Genomic DNA, 16,476 nt, shown 5'->3' on the forward strand with positions numbered 1-16,476 from the left:
TATTGGGGCTGCTTTGCAGCCCTTCGCGGGTAAACCCGCTCCCACAGGTACAGCGCTCGATTCAGCGTCTGCGCGATCCTGTGGGAGCGGGTTTACCGCGCAGCGACCCCAATTGGCTTAACTGACTGGCTAGGATTTGCTCATCTCGCTTTCCCGCTCCGCGCCGGCCTCCTCTTCGGTATCCTCCGCCGCCACCGGCGCCTGCATCACCTCCTGCACGGTCTGCTCATCCACCCGAGGGTCAAGGGCCGCCGACAAGGGCGACCCCGCCGCCGGCATGGCCACGTGCCCCAGAGGCGCATCCTGGACCTGGTGCAGCCCGGTGACCGCCTTGGGCCGAATGCGCCAGACCAGCACCAGGGCGAAGAACACGAAGAAGGCGTACAGCATCTGCGCACCCAGCAGTTTCATCAGCACCCCCGCCGCCAGCGGCCCGATGCAGGCGCCCACGCCATAGGTGACCAGCAGCATGGCGGTCAACGAGACCCGCCGCTCGCTTTCCACATGGTCGTTGGAGAACGCCACCGCCAGCGGATACAAGCAGAACTGCAACAGCGATATGACGAAACCGATGCCGAACAATAGCGCCAACGGCACGCCCGGCAGAATCGCCAGCGGCGCCGAGGCCAGCGCCAGGCCGATCGCCACGCTGCGGATCAGCACGGCGCGATCATAACGGTCGGACAACCAGCCCAGCGGCCACTGCACCAGCAGGCCGGCAAAAATACAGCTGCCCATGAACAGACCGATCTGCTCGGTGGACAGCCCCTGGCTGGACGCATACAGCGGCGCCAGACCATAGAACGAACCGACGATCAGACCCGAGCCGAGCACCGTGGACAACGACTGCGGCACGCGCTTGATGAAGAACTTCGGCTCCATCGGCGCCGGCCGCAAAGGCGCGGGGTGGATACGCCGGGTCATGGCCACCGGCACCAGGCACAGGGCAAAGCACATCGCCACCAGCATCAGCAACTCAGGCCCCAGCTGCGGATGCACCACCAGGATCAACTGGCCAAGCACCAGCCCAAGATACGAGGCGATCATGTAGCCGCTGAACACCGCGCCGCGATGCTTGGCATCGGCCTGCTCGTTGAGCCAGCTTTCGATGACCATGTACTGGCACATCATCCCCAGGCCGACGATCATCCGCAGCCCGATCCACACCGGCAGCCAGCTGGTCAGCCCGTGCCCGAGCACCGCCGCGCCGACGATGCCGGCACAGGTGGCGTAGGCGCGGATATGCCCGACCCGGCCGATCAGCCGGTGCCCGACCTTGCCGCCCACCGCCAGGCCGAAGTAGTTTGCCGCCATCAACGCACCGATCCACAGGCTGTCGACATGGTCGGCGGCCAGGCGCAGGGCCAGGTAGGTACTGAGCAGGCCCGAACCGATCAGCATCATCAGGGCGGCGAAGTACAACGACTGAAACGGCTTCCAGATATTTCGCATACGTCCCGTCAAGCTCCTTGATCTGGTGGCGCGGGGTTGCTGCCAAGCATAAAAGCAAATCCATCGCGGCGCAGGCCCCGGACGGCGAAATCGGCCGCCGGGGGCGCATCCAGTAGCGGTCGTGTCGCGCTCAGGCTTGCGCGGCGAGCACGCGGCGCTCCCAGGGCGTGATCTCATCGAAGAAATCGCTCAGCTCCAGGGTCTTGGTGGCGATGTAGCCTTCGATGAACTCCCTGCCGAACAGTTCCCGCGCCAGGTTGCTGCGCTTGAGGCGCTCCAGCGCGGCGTGCAGGGTGCAGGGCAGGCTCAGGTGCTCGGGCACCTCGAACTCGCCCTGGATCGCCGGCGTCGGCGCAAGCTGCCGCTCGATTCCATGCAGGCCGGCGGCAAGGCTCGCGGCAAGGGCCAGGTAAGGGTTGGCGTCGGCGCCCGGCAGGCGGTTCTCCACTCGCCGCGCCGCAGGCGAGCTGGCCGGGATGCGCAGGCCCGCTGCGCGATTGTCCTCGGACCAGCAGGCATTGTTCGGCGACGCATAGGGGTGGCACAGGCGCTGGTAGGAGTTGACGTTCGGCGCGAACAGCACGGTGAAGTCGGCCAGACAGGCCTGCAGGCCACCGATGAAATGGTGGAAGGTGTCGGTCGCCCTGCCCTGCTCGTCGCTGAACACGTTACGCCCGCTGGCGCTGTCGACCAGGCTCTGGTGGATATGCATCGAACTGCCGGGGGTGTGCGCCAGGGGCTTGGCCATGCACACCACGGTCAGGCCATGCTTGAGCGCGACTTCCTTGAGCAGGTGTTTGAACAGGAAGGTCTGGTCGGCCAAGAGCAAGGGATCGCCGTGCAGCAGGTTGATCTCGAACTGACTGACGCCCATCTCGTGCATGAAGGTGTCACGCGGCAGCCCCAACGCCGCCATGCAGCGGTACACATCGTTGAAGAACGGACGCAGGCCGTTGTTGGAGCTGACACTGAAGGCCGAGTGGCCCATTTCCCGACGACCGTCCTTGCCCAGTGGCGGCTGGAACGGCTGGGTCGGGTCGCTGTTGGCGGCAAACACGAAGAACTCCAGTTCCGTCGCCACCACCGGCGCCAGCCCGCGCTCGGCGTAGCGGGCGATCACCGCCTTGAGCTGGCCACGGCTGGACAGGCCCGAGGGCGTGCCATCGAGCTCCACCGCATCGCAGATGGCCAGCGCGCGAGGCTCGTCGCTCCAGGGCAGGCGGTGAATCTGCGAAGGCTCGGCCACCAGCGCCAGGTCGCCGTCGTCGCTGCCATAGTACTTGGCCGCCGGGTAGCCGCCCATGATGCACTGCAGCAGCACGCCGCGAGCCATCTGCAGGCGGCGGCCCTCGAGGAAGCCCTCGGCGGTCATCACCTTGCCGCGGGGCACGCCGTTGAGGTCGGGGGTGACGCACTCGATTTCATCGATGCCCTTGAGGAACGCTGCCTGGTTGCGCGGGCCTTCGGTCGTCATGACGCTGTCCTTCTTGTTGTGTTCGCATGCCGGGAATGGCGACGCACACAACATAGGCCGGGGGTGTTTAAAATATCAAGCACCCCAGGGATCGTGGCGCCCTCTTCGCGGGTAAATCCGCTCCCACAGGAACCTGGCCAGCCTTCAGGGCAAAGGTGAACCTGCGGGTTTACTTGCGAAAGGGCCAGCCCAGGTTACTGCTCGCGCAGCGTCATGCCATTGGCCGGCAGCGGCAACGCGGTCTTGTAACGCACCTGTTTCAAGGCAAAGCTGGAACGAATGTTCGCCACCCCGGGCAAGCGCGTGAGGTAATCGAGGAAGCGCTCCAGCGCCTGAATGCTCGGCAGCAGCACCCGCAGCAGGTAGTCCGGATCCCCGGTCATCAGGTAGCACTCCATCACCTCCGGCCGTTCGGCGATCTCCTCCTCGAAGCGGTGCAGCGACTGCTCCACCTGCTTTTCCAGGCTGACGTGGATGAACACATTCACATCCAGCCCCAGCACCTCGGGCGACAGCAGCGTGACCTGCTGGCGGATCACCCCAAGCTCCTCCATGGCCTTGACCCGGTTGAAGCACGGCGTGGGCGACAGGTTGACCGAGCGCGCCAGCTCTGCATTGGTGATCCGGGCGTTTTCCTGCAGGCTGTTGAGGATGCCGATATCCGTTCGATCCAGTTTACGCATGAGAGAAATTGACCTGGTTTTTGTGTTTGTACGGAATGTTTATCTGCGCCGCCGGACAAAGGCAATGAACTTGAGAGAAAAATTCTCCTGCCGTCCCCCTATGATGTAAAAAGACGCTGACCTGCCAGTCACGAGCCGGCAGTCAGCGGCGGCCGCTTCAAAGCTCACAAAAACAACATTCGAGCGAGCGTAAAAAGCATGAACGAGTACGCCCCCCTGCGTCTGCATGTGCCCGAGCCTACAGGCCGGCCAGGCTGCCAGACCGATTTCTCCTACCTGCGCCTGAACGACGCCGGTCAAGTCCGTAAACCCCCTATCGATGTGGAGCCTGCCGACACGGCGGACCTCTCCTACAGCCTCGTGCGCGTGCTCAACGAGCACGGCGACGCCGTCGGCCCCTGGGCCGAGGGCATCGAGCCGCAGGTACTGCGCCAGGGCATGCACGCCATGCTCAAGACGCGTATCTTCGACAGCCGCATGGTGGTTGCCCAGCGCCAGAAGAAGATGTCCTTCTACATGCAGAGCCTGGGCGAGGAAGCCATCGGCAGCGGCCAGGCCCTGGCCCTGAACCGCAGCGACATGTGCTTCCCCACCTACCGCCAGCAGAGCATCCTGATGGCCCGCGAGGTGTCGCTGGTGGACATGATCTGCCAGCTGCTGTCCAACACCCGTGACCCGCTCAAGGGCCGCCAGCTGCCGATCATGTACTCGGTGCGCGAAGCCGGCTTCTTCACCATCAGCGGCAACCTGGCCACCCAGTTCGTCCAGGCGGTCGGCTGGGCCATGGCCTCGGCGATCAAGGGCGACACCAAGATCGCCTCGGCGTGGATCGGTGACGGCGCCACCGCCGAGTCCGACTTCCACACCGCCCTGACCTTCGCCCACGTCTACCGCGCCCCGGTGATCCTCAACGTGGTCAACAACCAGTGGGCGATCTCGACCTTCCAGGCCATCGCCGGTGGCGAGTCGACCACCTTCGCCGGCCGTGGCGTTGGTTGCGGCATCGCCTCGCTGCGGGTCGACGGCAACGACTTCATCGCCGTCTACGCCGCCTCGCGCTGGGCCGCCGAACGCGCCCGCCGCGGCCTGGGCCCGACGCTGATCGAGTGGGTCACCTACCGTGCCGGCCCGCACTCGACCTCGGACGACCCGTCCAAGTACCGCCCGGCCGACGACTGGAGCCACTTCCCGCTGGGCGACCCGATTGCCCGCCTCAAGCAGCACCTGATCAAGCTCGGCCACTGGTCCGAGGAAGAGCACCAGGCGGTCACCGCCGAGCTCGAGGCCGAGGTGATCAAGGCGCAGAAGGACGCCGAGCAGTTCGGCACCCTGAGCAATGGCCATATCCCCAGCGCCGCCTCGATGTTCGAGGATGTGTACAAGGAAATGCCCGACCACCTGCGCCGTCAGCGCCAGGAACTGGGGGTCTGAGATGAACGATCACAACAACAGCATCCATCTGGAAAACGCCATGTCCACCACCACCATGACCATGATCCAGGCCCTGCGCTCGGCCATGGATGTCATGCTCGAGCGCGATGACAACGTGGTGGTCTACGGCCAGGACGTTGGCTACTTCGGCGGCGTGTTCCGCTGCACCGAAGGTCTGCAGACCAAGTACGGCAAGTCCCGCGTGTTCGATGCGCCGATCTCCGAGAGCGGCATCGTCGGCACCGCCGTGGGCATGGGCGCCTATGGCCTGCGTCCGGTGGTCGAGATCCAGTTCGCCGACTACTTCTATCCCGCCTCCGACCAGATCGTCTCGGAGATGGCCCGCCTGCGTTATCGCTCGGCCGGCGAGTTCATCTCGCCGCTGACCCTGCGCATGCCCTGCGGTGGTGGCATCTATGGCGGCCAGACCCACAGCCAGAGCCCCGAGGCGATGTTCACCCAGGTCTGCGGCCTGCGCACCGTGATGCCGTCGAACCCGTACGACGCCAAGGGGCTGCTGATCGCCTCGATCGAATGCGACGACCCGGTGATCTTCCTCGAGCCCAAGCGCCTGTACAACGGCCCGTTCGACGGCCACCACGACCGACCGGTAACGCCGTGGTCCAAGCACCCGCAAAGCGCAGTGCCTGATGGCTACTACAGCGTGCCGCTGGACAAGGCGGTGATCACCCGCCCAGGCAATGACGTCACCGTGCTGACCTACGGCACCACCGTGTATGTCTCGCAAGTGGCCGCCGAGGAGAGCGGCGTCGACGCCGAGGTCATCGACCTGCGCAGCCTTTGGCCGCTAGACCTGGAGACCATCGTCGCCTCGGTGAAGAAGACCGGTCGCTGCGTGGTCGTGCACGAGGCCACCCGTACCTGCGGCTTCGGCGCCGAACTGGTGTCGCTGGTCCAGGAGCACTGCTTCCATCACCTCGAGGCGCCCATCGAGCGCGTCACCGGCTGGGACACGCCCTACCCCCACGCACAGGAATGGGCCTACTTCCCCGGCCCTTCGCGGGTAGGCGCGGCACTGAAACGGGTCATGGAGGTCTGAATGGGCACGCACGTCATCAAGATGCCGGATATCGGTGAAGGCATCGCGCAAGTCGAGTTGGTGGAATGGTTCGTCAAGGTCGGCGACATGATCGCCGAGGACCAGGTGGTGGCCGATGTCATGACCGACAAGGCCACCGTGGAAATCCCCTCGCCGGTCAGCGGCAAGGTGCTGGCCCTGGGCGGCCAGCCGGGTGAAGTGATGGCGGTCGGCAGCGAGCTGATCCGCATCGAGGTCGAAGGCAGCGGCAACCATGTCGACGCGCCACAGGCCAAGCCGGTTGAGCCGGAAGCCGCGCCGGTCAAGGCCGTGGCCCAGCCCGAGCCACGCATCGAGGCACAACCCCTGGCCGCCGCGACCCATGCCGCCGCGCCTATCGTGCCGCGCGAAGCCCACGACAAGCCACTGGCGTCCCCGGCCGTGCGCAAGCGCGCCCTGGACGCCGGGATCGAGCTGCGTTACGTGCATGGCAGCGGCCCGGCCGGGCGCATCCTGCATGAAGACCTCGACGCCTTCATCAGCAAGCCGCAGACCGGCGCCGGTCAGGCACCAGGGGGCTACGGCAAGCGCACCGACAGCGAGCAGGTACCGGTGATCGGCCTGCGCCGCAAGATCGCCCAGCGCATGCAGGACGCCAAGCGTCGCGTCGCCCACTTCAGCTACGTCGAGGAAATCGACGTCACCAACCTGGAAGCCTTGCGCCAGCAGCTCAACGCCAAGTACGGCGACAGCCGCGGCAAGCTGACCCTGCTGCCGTTCCTGGTGCGCGCCATGGTCGTCGCCCTGCGCGACTTCCCGCAGATCAACGCCACCTACGACGACGAGGCCCAGGTCATTACCCGCCACGGCGCGGTGCACGTCGGCATCGCCACCCAGGGCGACAACGGCCTGATGGTGCCGGTACTGCGTCATGCCGAGGCCGGCAACCTGTGGAGCAACGCCGGCGAGATCGCCCGCGTGGCCCACGCCGCGCGCAACAACAAGGCCAGCCGCGAAGAGCTGATCGGCTCGACCATCACCCTGACCAGCCTCGGCGCCCTGGGCGGCATTGTCAGCACCCCGGTGGTCAACACCCCGGAAGTGGCGATCGTCGGCGTCAACCGCATGGTCGAACGGCCGGTGGTGATCGACGGCCAGATCGTCGTGCGCAAGATGATGAACCTGTCCAGTTCGTTCGACCACCGCGTGGTCGACGGCATGGATGCCGCCCTGTTCATCCAGGCCGTGCGCGGCCTGCTGGAACAGCCTGCCTGCCTGTTCGTGGAGTGATCATGCAAGAGCTCATCAACACCACCCTGCTGATCATCGGCGGCGGCCCCGGCGGTTATGTGGCCGCCATCCGCGCCGGGCAACTGGGCATCCCCACCGTGTTGGTCGAAGGCCAGGCCCTGGGCGGCACCTGCCTGAACATCGGCTGCATTCCCTCGAAGGCGCTGATCCATGTGGCCGAGCAGTTCCACCAGGCCAGTCGCTTCACCGAACCTTCGCCGCTGGGTATCAGCGTATCCTCGCCGCGCCTGGACATCACGCGCAGCGTCGAGTGGAAGGACGGCATCGTCGACCGCCTCACCAGCGGCGTCGCCGCCCTGCTGAAAAAGCACGGCGTGAAGGTGATCCATGGCTGGGCGAAGATCCTCGACGGCAAGAGCGTCGAGGTCGATGGCCAGCGCATCCAGTGCGAGCACCTGCTGCTGGCAACCGGCTCGAACAGCGTCGAACTGCCGATGCTGCCGATCGGCGGGCCGATCATCTCGTCCACCGAGGCCCTGGCGCCCAAGGCGCTGCCTCAGCACCTGGTGGTGGTCGGCGGCGGCTACATCGGCCTGGAACTGGGCATCGCCTACCGCAAGCTTGGCGCCAAGGTCAGCGTGGTGGAAGCCCGCGAACGCATCCTGCCGACCTACGACGCCGAACTCACCGCGCCGGTGGCCGACTCGATCAAGAAACTCGGCATCGCCCTGTACCTGGGCCACAGTGTCGAAGGCTATGCCGACGGCTGCCTGCTGGCCAGCGATGGCCAAGGTGGCCAGCTGCGCCTTGAGGCTGACCAGGTGCTGGTGGCCGTGGGCCGTCGCCCTCGTACCAAAGGCTTCGGCCTGGAAAGCCTGGATCTGAAGATGAACGGCGCGGCCATCGCCATCGACGAGCGCTGCCAGACCAGCATGCGCAACGTCTGGGCCATCGGCGACGTGGCCGGCGAGCCGATGCTGGCGCACCGGGCCATGGCCCAGGGCGAGATGGTCGCCGAGATCATCGCCGGCAAGAGCCGGCGCTTCGAGCCGAGCGCAATCGCCGCGGTGTGCTTCACCGACCCGGAAGTGGTGGTGGTCGGCCAGACCCCGGAACAAGCCAGCCAGCAGGGCGTGGACTGCATCGTCGCGCAGTTCCCCTTCGCCGCCAACGGCCGGGCAATGAGCCTGGAATCAAAGACCGGCTTCGTGCGCGTGGTGGCCCGCCGTGACAACCACCTGATCCTCGGCTGGCAGGCCGTGGGCGTGGCGGTGTCGGAACTGTCCACCGCCTTCGCCCAGTCGCTGGAGATGGGCGCACGCCTGGAAGACATCGCCGGCACCATCCACGCCCACCCGACCCTGGGCGAGGCGGTGCAGGAAGCGGCATTGCGCGCCTTGGGCCACGCCCTGCACATCTGACCTGACACTGAAGCGGCAATCGCCGTATTTGGCCCGCTACGCCCCTGGCGCAGCGGGTCTTTTTTTCACTCGGCGACGACGTTCTTGCCGGCTGCCTTGGCCCGGTACAGCGCCTTGTCGGCACGGCCCAGCAACCCCTGACGGTCCTCCCCTTCGCGCCACTGCACCACGCCATAGCTCATGGTCAGCTGGCACTGGCCTATCGGCGGCACTTTGGCCAAGGCCTCCTGGATTCGCTGCGCCGCTTCACGTGCCTGCTCCTGCGAAGTTCGCGGCAAGACCACCACGAATTCATCGCCGCCCCAACGTGCCAACAAGTCCTGCTCGCCCAGACACCGACGAATCCGTTCGGTAACCTCGACCAGTGCGGCATCGCCACGGGCGTGGCCGTGCAGGTCGTTGATCGGTTTGAAGTCGTCCAGGTCCATGGCGATCAACGCCAGCGGTTCACGGAAGCGCCGGGCACGCTCGCACGCCTCCTCGAGGGTCTTTTCCAGGCGATAGCGATTGGCGGTACGGGTCAGGGCGTCGCGCTCGGCCAACTCGCGATTCTCGTCGAGCTGGCGCTGCAACTGCTGGTTGACCCAAGACAGTTCGCGGGTGCGCTCGGCCACCAGGCTTTCCAGGGACAGGTTGCGCTGCTCGAGTTCGGCGACCAGGCGCTTGCCCGCGTCGATGTTGCGGTGGGCGCCGAGCATGCGCGCCACCGAACCGTCGGTGTTGCGGGCGATGACATGGCCGCTGTCCTCGATCCACAGATAGCTGCCATCCTGGCAGCGGCAACGGTACTCGATGAGATAACGCTCGTTGCGCTGGTTGATGTAAGCCTCGAAATGCGCCATCACCCGCGGGTAATCCTCGGGGTGAATCACGCTTTCCCAGGTCAGCACGGAATTGTCCAGCGAATGGCTGGCGTAGCCCAACATCGCGTACCAGCCCGGGTTGCGGTAGACATAGCCGCTGTTGGCATCCCAGTCCCAGATACCGTCGCTGATCAGATCGAACAAGGTGTGCAATTGCTGCTCGGTGAAGCCAGCCGGTAGCGGCTTTGTTGCCTGACTCATGGACGCGCTCCCTGTTGTCCAGCAACTGCGCCCCGTATCCGGTGCTGCCGACACATGCTTGTATTTGCCGCAAGCGGCAATCCTGTTCCTATGCCGGGCAAGCATATTCCGAGCAACTGGCTGCCGGAATAGCCCTGACGGCCTATTTCGCCCCGGTACCACTACTGGTACTGCTTTTGCCCCTTTCGTCGTGTCTTCAGCTCCATCCCGGGAGCCATCATGCTTATCACCGCGATCGCTCGACAGATCGCCCAACGCATGCAGGAGGAGACCGAGATGAAACGATCAGGAAGCGCAGCGCGCCCAGGGCGCCATGACCTCGGCGGATGACAGGGACACCGAGCGCAAGTACAGCGCCAAGCTGTAGCCCTGAGCATCCGTCAGTAAAAGCGCTGCGGATCCCCTGACTCAAGCAGGCTGGCCAGCTGGGTCAGGGCGAAGCGCAACTCCTCCCGACTGGTCGGCGCCATCAGCACGACCCGCACGCCACGTGGATCGTCCGTGCGCTCCACCTGGAACTGACTGGCGCTCATGACCACCACGCCATTGGCCCGCGCCAGCAGGGCGAACTCGTCGCTGCGCCACGGCTCGGGCAGGTTGAGCCAGAGGTGATAGCAGTGCGACTGGCTCTGCAACGACGCACTGCCGAAGACTTCACGGGCGATGGCCTGACGTGCCGCCGCCTCGGCGCGGTGCATGCGGATCAACTGGCTGTCCAACCCTTCGCCGATCACATGGCTGGCCAATTGCGCGGTCAATGGCGAAGGCATCCACACCGTGCTGCGTACCATGGCGGTCAGGCGCGACAGCAGCTTCGGCGGGCTGTACAGGTAGCCGATGCGCAGCGCCGGCATGACCGACTTGGACAGGCTGGTGAGGTAGATCGAACGCTCCGGGGCGAAGGTCGCCAGCGGCCGGGTCTGCGGGTCGGTGGCGAGGAAGCCGTAGATGTCATCGTCCAGCAGCAGGAAGTCGAATTCCTCCGCCAGCGCCGCGATCTGGGCGCGCCGCTCATTGGACATGATTGCCGTGGTCGGATTCTGGCAGGTCGCCACGCACACCAGCATGGCGGGCCGCTCGCGCTGGCAGATCTCGCGCAAGGCCTCGGGGATGATGCCCTGCTCGTCCATCGGCACGCCACGCAGGCGGCGGCCCAGGCCATGGGCCACGGAAATGATGCCCGGATAGCACAGCGACTCGCACAGTATCAGGTCGCCCGCCCCGGTCAGGGCGCTGATCGCCACCATCAGCCCATGCTGGGCACCGCTGGTGATGACCACCTGCTGCCACTGCGCACCCGGTAGCCACTGACGCAACCATTGCGCGCCCGCCTCACGATGCGCCGGATGACCACCGTCGGGGGCGTAGTCCAGCACCTGCTCCAGCCGTGAGGTATTGGCCAGCTCGGTCAAGGCGTTGCGCAACCAGTACTGCAGGGTTTCGCCGTAGGGCTTGATGATCGACAGGTCGAGCACTTCGCTGCGGACCGCGGGGGCAGCACGGGCGGCAACGGGGGCCTCGTCCGTCTCGGTGATCCGGTCAAGGACGTAGGTGCCACGCCCCACCTCGCCCTGGGTCAAGCCACGGCGCGACGCCTCGGTGTAGGCGCGGCTGATGGTGCCGGGCGTGACATCCAGCGCCTGCGCCAGTTCGCGCAGCGTCGGCAAGCGCTCGCCGCGCCGCAGCGCGCCGCTGGCAATGTCATGTGCCAGCGCATCGGCGATGGACAGGTAGACAGGCTGATTGCTTTCGCTGATCCGTGGAACCCACATGAGACGGCTACCGGGCTGAAAATGATTGAAATTTGAACACACAGGCCGACTTGAGTCGATCCTCCGAGCGATTCAAGTTGTGCCTTCCTGCCATGAAATCTCGGATGAAATTGTCCCTCTGTGGGAGCCGGCTTGCCCGCGAGCACCGGCGGAGCCGGTGCCATCCACCGCGCCGAATGCTTCGCGGGTAAACCCGCTCCCACAGGTACTCACTGAATCAACAAGTTACAGCTTGCTCCATGAGGAGTGAACGTGCCCGCGATGGGCTGGAGAGCAGCCCCACTTGAATTCAGGACCCTTTAACGTATAGATTCAATTTGAATCGACTCAATCGAATCAATTAACTCACCTGGACTCGCCATGGACAACCTCAGAAAGGATTTTTCCCTCTCCGCCCTGGTCGCCGGCCTGATCGCCGTGATCATCTCCTACGCAGGCCCCTTGATCATTGTGTTCCAGGCCGCCGACCAGGCAGGTCTGGACAACGCAGCGACCGCTTCGTGGATCTGGGCCATCTCCATCGGCAGCGGCCTGACCGGCCTGCTGCTGAGCTGGAAACTGCGGGTGCCGGTGATCACCGCCTGGTCCACGCCCGGCGCGGCGCTGCTGGTGTCGATGCTGCCGAGTGTGTCACTGGCCCAGGCGGTGGGCGCCTACATCGTCGCCTCGCTGCTGATTGCCGTGATCGCGCTGAGCGGCGCCTTCGACAAGCTGATGAATCGCCTGCCCAAGGCCATTGCCGCGGCGATGCTGGCCGGCATCCTGTTCCGCTTCGGCGCCGAGCTGTTCAGCTCGATCCGCCTGCAGCCCGTGCTGGTACTGTCGATGCTGGCAAGCTACCTGCTGTTCAAGCGCCTGTCGCCGCGTTACGCGATTCTTTCGGTGCTGATCGTCGGTTGCGGCCTCGCCGCCGGCCTGGGCCAACTGGACACCCAGGCGCTGGTGCTGGAAATGACCATCCCGACCTGGACCAGCCCGCAGTGGAGCTGGCAGGCCATCGTCAATATCGGGTTGCCCCTGGCCCTGGTATCGCTCACCGGCCAGTCGGTGCCCGGCATCGCCGTACTGCGCACCTCCGGCTACCAGGTGCCGGCACGCCCGATCGTCTCGGTCACCGCCCTGGGTTCGCTGCTGCTGGCGCCGTTCGGCTGCCACGGCGTCAACCTGGCGGCGATCACCGCTGCCATCTGCACCGGCCGCGAGGCCCACGAGAACCCGGATAAACGCTATATCGCCGGCATGGCCTGCGGTGCCTTCTACCTGCTGATGGGCAGTTTTGGCGCCACCCTGGCCTCGGTGTTCGCCGCCCTGCCGAGGGAACTGATCGCCGCCCTCGCCGGCCTGGCACTGTTCGGTGCCATCGCCAACGGCCTGGCAGGCGCCATGAGTGACGAGAAACAGCGGGAGCCGGCGCTGATCACTTTCCTGGTCACCGCATCGGGCATGAGCCTGCTCGGTCTTGGCGCCGCGTTCTGGGGGCTGATCTTCGGGCTGGCGGCACACTTCGCCCTGAGCTACAGCCGCACGGCCCAACAGCCGCAGGCAAGCGTTCAGGTACGGTGAAGAAGACAAGGGGAATGGGGAAATGGCGTCCCAGGGCAGGTTCGAACTGCCAACCTTCCCCTTAGGAGGGGGATGCTCTATCCAATTGAGCTACTGAGACACTGAAGCCGACAACAGACGCTGTGCGGCGGGGACGGCGAGCATGTTAACCAGCGTGCAGGCATTTGTCATGTATCAATCGGGCGTTTTGCACGTCGGCTTTTTCCCCTGCGCGTCGGCGATCACGCCTTCGTTGCGCAATAGCGCGAGCAACGCCTCGACCGCACCGGCCAGCGAAGCGGAGTTGTCCACGACATGCACGCCGGGATCATACGCCTGCAACCTGAAGTTGCGGGCCAGGCGCTGCTCGATCTCTTCGTTGCTCTCCCGCCCCCTGGCCAGCAGACGCTGGCGCAGCGCCTGCTGTGAAACGGTCAGCCCCACGGCCACCAGGTCGGGATAGCGCTGCCGGGCATTGGCCAGGTAGGCACGCGAACCATTGACCAGCACCGACCGACCCGCAGCGAGCCATGCGTCCAGCTGAACAGGAATGCCATAGCTCAAGCCGTTAGCCTGCCAGTCCAGGGCAAAGGCCCCCGCCTCGCGCATCGCCTCGAAGCGCTCGACGCTCACTCCGAGGGCAGCTTCGCCCTTGGCCTCGGCTGAGCGCGTGATGACCCGCCGGGCGACTTCGACACCTAGGGTGAACAATCGCTCACGCGCCGCATCGATCAGGGAATCTTTTCCCGAACCCGACGGTCCCATGAGGAATACAAGGCGCCCCCTTGAGGTTGCCCCACCGCTTGCGTCATATTGCATAGCCACTATGCTCAATGTATGGGAAACCAGCCTATTCCAGGATTTTCCCTAGGCCTTTACCGTCTTTTACCAGATTTTGACGGCATTTGTCTGACACCGGTGTAATTCGATGAATGTGAAACTTTTCAAACCAGTGCTCATTTCTGATAATTGGTACTGGCAAAAAGCCTTTATCGAGATCACTATTTGTCACAGAATTGACGCCAAGGAAACGGCGACCCTGAGGCAAGATGAAGAACCAAAATCACATCACGGTTGAACATTTTGTCGTCGCCGCGGTCGTACTTCCACCGTGCGGCCAATTTGCGAACCGCTCCCCCTGAACCAGAACAACCGGTCAATTTATATGCGCCCAATGAAACAGGCTATCTATTCGAGCCGCACCGCTGACAAGTTTGTCGTCCGCCTGCCAGACGGGATGCGTGAGCGCATTGCCGAGGTAGCGCGCAACCACCACCGCAGCATGAACTCCGAGATCATCGCCCGCCTGGAGCAGAGCCTTATCCAGGAAGGCGCCCTGGGTGATGAACTGAGCATGCGCCTGGACAGCCCAGAGCTCAGCCTCCACGAACGTGAACTGCTGCAGCGCTTCCGCCAACTGTCCCACCGCCAGCAGAATGCCCTGGTCGCCCTCATCGCTCACGATGTGGAAATGGCCGCCGACGCGTCCTGATCCAGGCAGCGACACCGCACACAAAAAAGCCAGCGCAAGCTGGCTTTTTTGCATCTGATTGCCGAGTCACGCACACCCCTACTGTAGGAGCGGCCTTGTGCCGCGAAAGGGCCGCAAAGCGGCCCCGGCGATCTTTGCATCAACGCTGAAATCCTGGGGTCGCTATGCGACCCTTTCGCGGCGCAAGGCCGCTCCTACAGGGGGGGTGCGCATGACCTGAACCCAACGTTTACAGCAGGAACAGCGTAGCCAGCCCCAGGAAGATAAAGAAACCACCACTGTCGGTGACCGCCGTAATCATCACACTCGACCCCATCGCCGGATCACGCCCCAGGCGCGTCAACGTCATCGGGATCAGCACGCCCATCAAGGCGGCCAGCAACAGGTTCAGGGTCATTGCCGCCGTCATCACCAGGCCCAGCGACCAGCTGCCATAGAGCCAGAACGCCACGACACCGATCACGCCACCCCAGATCAGGCCATTGAGCAGCGACACCGCAAGCTCCTTGCGCATCAGGCGGCTGGTATTGCCCGGCGACACCTGGTCGAGGGCCATGGCGCGCACGATCATGGTGATGGTCTGGTTACCCGAGTTGCCGCCAATACCCGCCACGATCGGCATCAGCGCCGCCAGCGCCACCAGCTTTTCGATGGAGCCTTCGAACAGGCCGATCACCCGCGAGGCGACGAAGGCGGTGATCAGGTTGATGGCCAACCACGCCCAACGGTTGCGCAGCGAGCGCCAGACCGAGGCGAAGATGTCTTCCTCCTCGCGCAGACCGGCCATGTTGAGCACTTCGCTCTCGCTCTCTTCACGAATCAAGTCGACCATTTCATCGATGGTCAGACGGCCGATCAGGCGCTCGTTCTTGTCCACCACCGGGGCGGAAACCAGGTCGTAGCGCTCGAAGGCCTGGGCGGCGTCGTAGGCATCTTCCTCGGGGTGGAAGGTCACCGGGTCATTGGCCATGACCTCCGCAACTTTCTTGTCCGGGTCGTTGACCAGCAACCGCTTGATCGGCAGCACGCCCTTGAGAATGCCATCGTAATCGACGACGAACAGCTTGTCGGTATGCCCTGGCAACTCCTTGAGCCGGCGCAGGTAGCGCAATACCACCTCGAGACTGACGTCTTCGCGGATGGTGACCATCTCGAAGTCCATCAGCGCACCGACCTGCTCTTCGTCATAGCTCAGGGCCGAGCGCACACGCTCGCGCTGCTGGGCATCAAGGGTTTCCATGAGCTCGTGCACGACGTCGCGAGGCAGCTCCGGCGCCAGGTCGGCAAGTTCGTCGGCGTCCATTTCCTTGGCGGCGGCCAGCAACTCGTGATCGTCCATGTCGGCGATCAGGGTCTGGCGCACGGCATCGGAGACTTCGAGCAGGATGTCGCCGTCGCGATCCGAGCGCACCAGCTGCCAGACCGTCAGGCGGTCGTCCAGCGGCAAGGCTTCGAGGATATAGGCGATGTCGGCGGGGTGCAGGTCGTCGAGCTTGCGCTGCAGTTCGACGAGGTTCTGGCGGTGGACAAGGTTTTCCACCAGGTCATGGTGGTGACCTTCCTGACGGTGCGTCAGGTCCTCGACCACCCGTTGGCGCTGCAGCAGTTCGATCACCTGGGCCAGGCGATCCTGCAGGCTGTCTTGGGCTTTCTTTACTTCGATTTCGGTCATAGGCGAACTCCACTCCCAGCAGCGGAGCACGCCGGGAGAATCAATCGGTCAGATCAGGCTGTATGAAGCGTGTTGGCGAGTAACTACTGGGTAAGTCCATGGTGGGATTCCACAAGCCCCGGCGGGGCTGACGGGCGCAATCATACACTGTGCAAGCTGTCGGATCGCTTAAATTTTTGGCCA

The 16,476-nt window shown here is 64.6% G+C and carries 13 protein-coding genes and 1 tRNA gene; 6 read left to right on the top strand and 8 right to left on the bottom strand.

Features of this window, described 5'->3' with window-relative positions; all coding sequences use genetic code 11:
- Positions 1 to 129: 129 nt before the first annotated feature.
- The 3 genes from NMG10_RS21285 to bkdR all read right to left on the bottom strand — a co-directional run bounded on the left by NMG10_RS21285 (position 130) and on the right by bkdR (position 3,609).
- Positions 130 to 1,452, bottom strand: coding sequence for an MFS transporter (locus tag NMG10_RS21285; RefSeq protein WP_203651588.1), 1,323 nt, complete (start codon positions 1,450 to 1,452; stop codon positions 130 to 132).
- 130 nt (positions 1,453 to 1,582) lie between these two features.
- Complete coding sequence (locus tag NMG10_RS21290; protein WP_232857538.1) at positions 1,583 to 2,824, bottom strand: glutamine synthetase family protein; 1,242 nt, start codon at positions 2,822 to 2,824, stop codon at positions 1,583 to 1,585.
- A 296-nt stretch (positions 2,825 to 3,120) separates the two neighbouring features.
- The gene (gene bkdR, locus NMG10_RS21295) at positions 3,121 to 3,609 is read right to left on the bottom strand and encodes an Lrp/AsnC family transcriptional regulator (RefSeq protein WP_203651586.1); all 489 of its coding nucleotides are present in this window, start codon (positions 3,607 to 3,609) and stop codon (positions 3,121 to 3,123) included.
- A 198-nt stretch (positions 3,610 to 3,807) separates the two neighbouring features.
- On the opposite strand from bkdR, the gene NMG10_RS21300 reads away from it, so the two are divergent.
- From NMG10_RS21300 to lpdA, 4 genes are read left to right on the top strand one after another with little or no spacing between them, the layout of a single operon-like run.
- Entirely contained in the window at positions 3,808 to 5,040 is a 1,233-nt protein-coding gene (locus NMG10_RS21300; RefSeq protein WP_110738599.1) for a 3-methyl-2-oxobutanoate dehydrogenase (2-methylpropanoyl-transferring) subunit alpha, read from the top strand.
- A 1-nt stretch (position 5,041) separates the two neighbouring features.
- The gene (locus NMG10_RS21305) at positions 5,042 to 6,100 is read left to right on the top strand and encodes an alpha-ketoacid dehydrogenase subunit beta (protein WP_254465082.1); all 1,059 of its coding nucleotides are present in this window, start codon (positions 5,042 to 5,044) and stop codon (positions 6,098 to 6,100) included.
- Positions 6,101 to 7,369 carry a dihydrolipoamide acetyltransferase family protein gene (locus NMG10_RS21310; RefSeq protein ID WP_254465083.1) on the top strand — a complete coding sequence of 423 codons (1,269 nt, stop codon included), beginning with the start codon at positions 6,101 to 6,103 and terminating at the stop codon, positions 7,367 to 7,369.
- A gap of 2 nt (positions 7,370 to 7,371) precedes the next feature.
- On the top strand, positions 7,372 to 8,751 hold the full coding sequence (gene lpdA / locus NMG10_RS21315; RefSeq protein WP_203651566.1) for a dihydrolipoyl dehydrogenase: 1,380 nt from the start codon (positions 7,372 to 7,374) through the stop codon (positions 8,749 to 8,751).
- 65 nt (positions 8,752 to 8,816) lie between these two features.
- Here the strand turns inward: lpdA and NMG10_RS21320 are convergent, their stop codons facing one another.
- Entirely contained in the window at positions 8,817 to 9,815 is a 999-nt protein-coding gene (locus tag NMG10_RS21320) for a diguanylate cyclase (protein ID WP_203651564.1), read from the bottom strand.
- 380 nt (positions 9,816 to 10,195) lie between these two features.
- Positions 10,196 to 11,587 carry a PLP-dependent aminotransferase family protein gene (locus NMG10_RS21325; RefSeq protein ID WP_254465084.1) on the bottom strand — a complete coding sequence of 464 codons (1,392 nt, stop codon included), beginning with the start codon at positions 11,585 to 11,587 and terminating at the stop codon, positions 10,196 to 10,198.
- Positions 11,588 to 11,947: 360 nt separating this feature from the next.
- Between NMG10_RS21325 and NMG10_RS21330 the strand changes: the two genes are divergently transcribed.
- Positions 11,948 to 13,150, top strand: coding sequence for a benzoate/H(+) symporter BenE family transporter (locus NMG10_RS21330; RefSeq protein ID WP_254465085.1), 1,203 nt, complete (start codon positions 11,948 to 11,950; stop codon positions 13,148 to 13,150).
- Positions 13,151 to 13,173: 23 nt separating this feature from the next.
- Here the strand turns inward: NMG10_RS21330 and NMG10_RS21335 are convergent.
- Positions 13,174 to 13,250, bottom strand: a tRNA-Arg gene (locus NMG10_RS21335).
- Between the two features lie 74 nt (positions 13,251 to 13,324).
- Complete coding sequence (phnN, locus tag NMG10_RS21340) at positions 13,325 to 13,948, bottom strand: phosphonate metabolism protein/1,5-bisphosphokinase (PRPP-forming) PhnN (RefSeq protein ID WP_254465086.1); 624 nt, start codon at positions 13,946 to 13,948, stop codon at positions 13,325 to 13,327.
- Positions 13,949 to 14,294: 346 nt separating this feature from the next.
- On the opposite strand from phnN, the gene NMG10_RS21350 reads away from it, so the two are divergent.
- The gene (locus NMG10_RS21350) at positions 14,295 to 14,621 is read left to right on the top strand and encodes an Arc family DNA-binding protein (RefSeq protein ID WP_003254499.1); all 327 of its coding nucleotides are present in this window, start codon (positions 14,295 to 14,297) and stop codon (positions 14,619 to 14,621) included.
- A 229-nt stretch (positions 14,622 to 14,850) separates the two neighbouring features.
- On the opposite strand, the gene mgtE is transcribed toward NMG10_RS21350, so the two are convergent.
- Positions 14,851 to 16,293: a magnesium transporter gene (mgtE, locus tag NMG10_RS21355; protein ID WP_110738608.1), complete on the bottom strand. Its 1,443-nt coding sequence runs from the start codon at positions 16,291 to 16,293 to the stop codon at positions 14,851 to 14,853.
- Positions 16,294 to 16,476 lie beyond the last annotated feature (183 nt).

The sequence above is a fragment of the Pseudomonas sp. DVZ6 genome, assembly GCF_024259445.1.
Taxonomy (GTDB): domain Bacteria; phylum Pseudomonadota; class Gammaproteobacteria; order Pseudomonadales; family Pseudomonadaceae; genus Aquipseudomonas; species Aquipseudomonas peradeniyensis.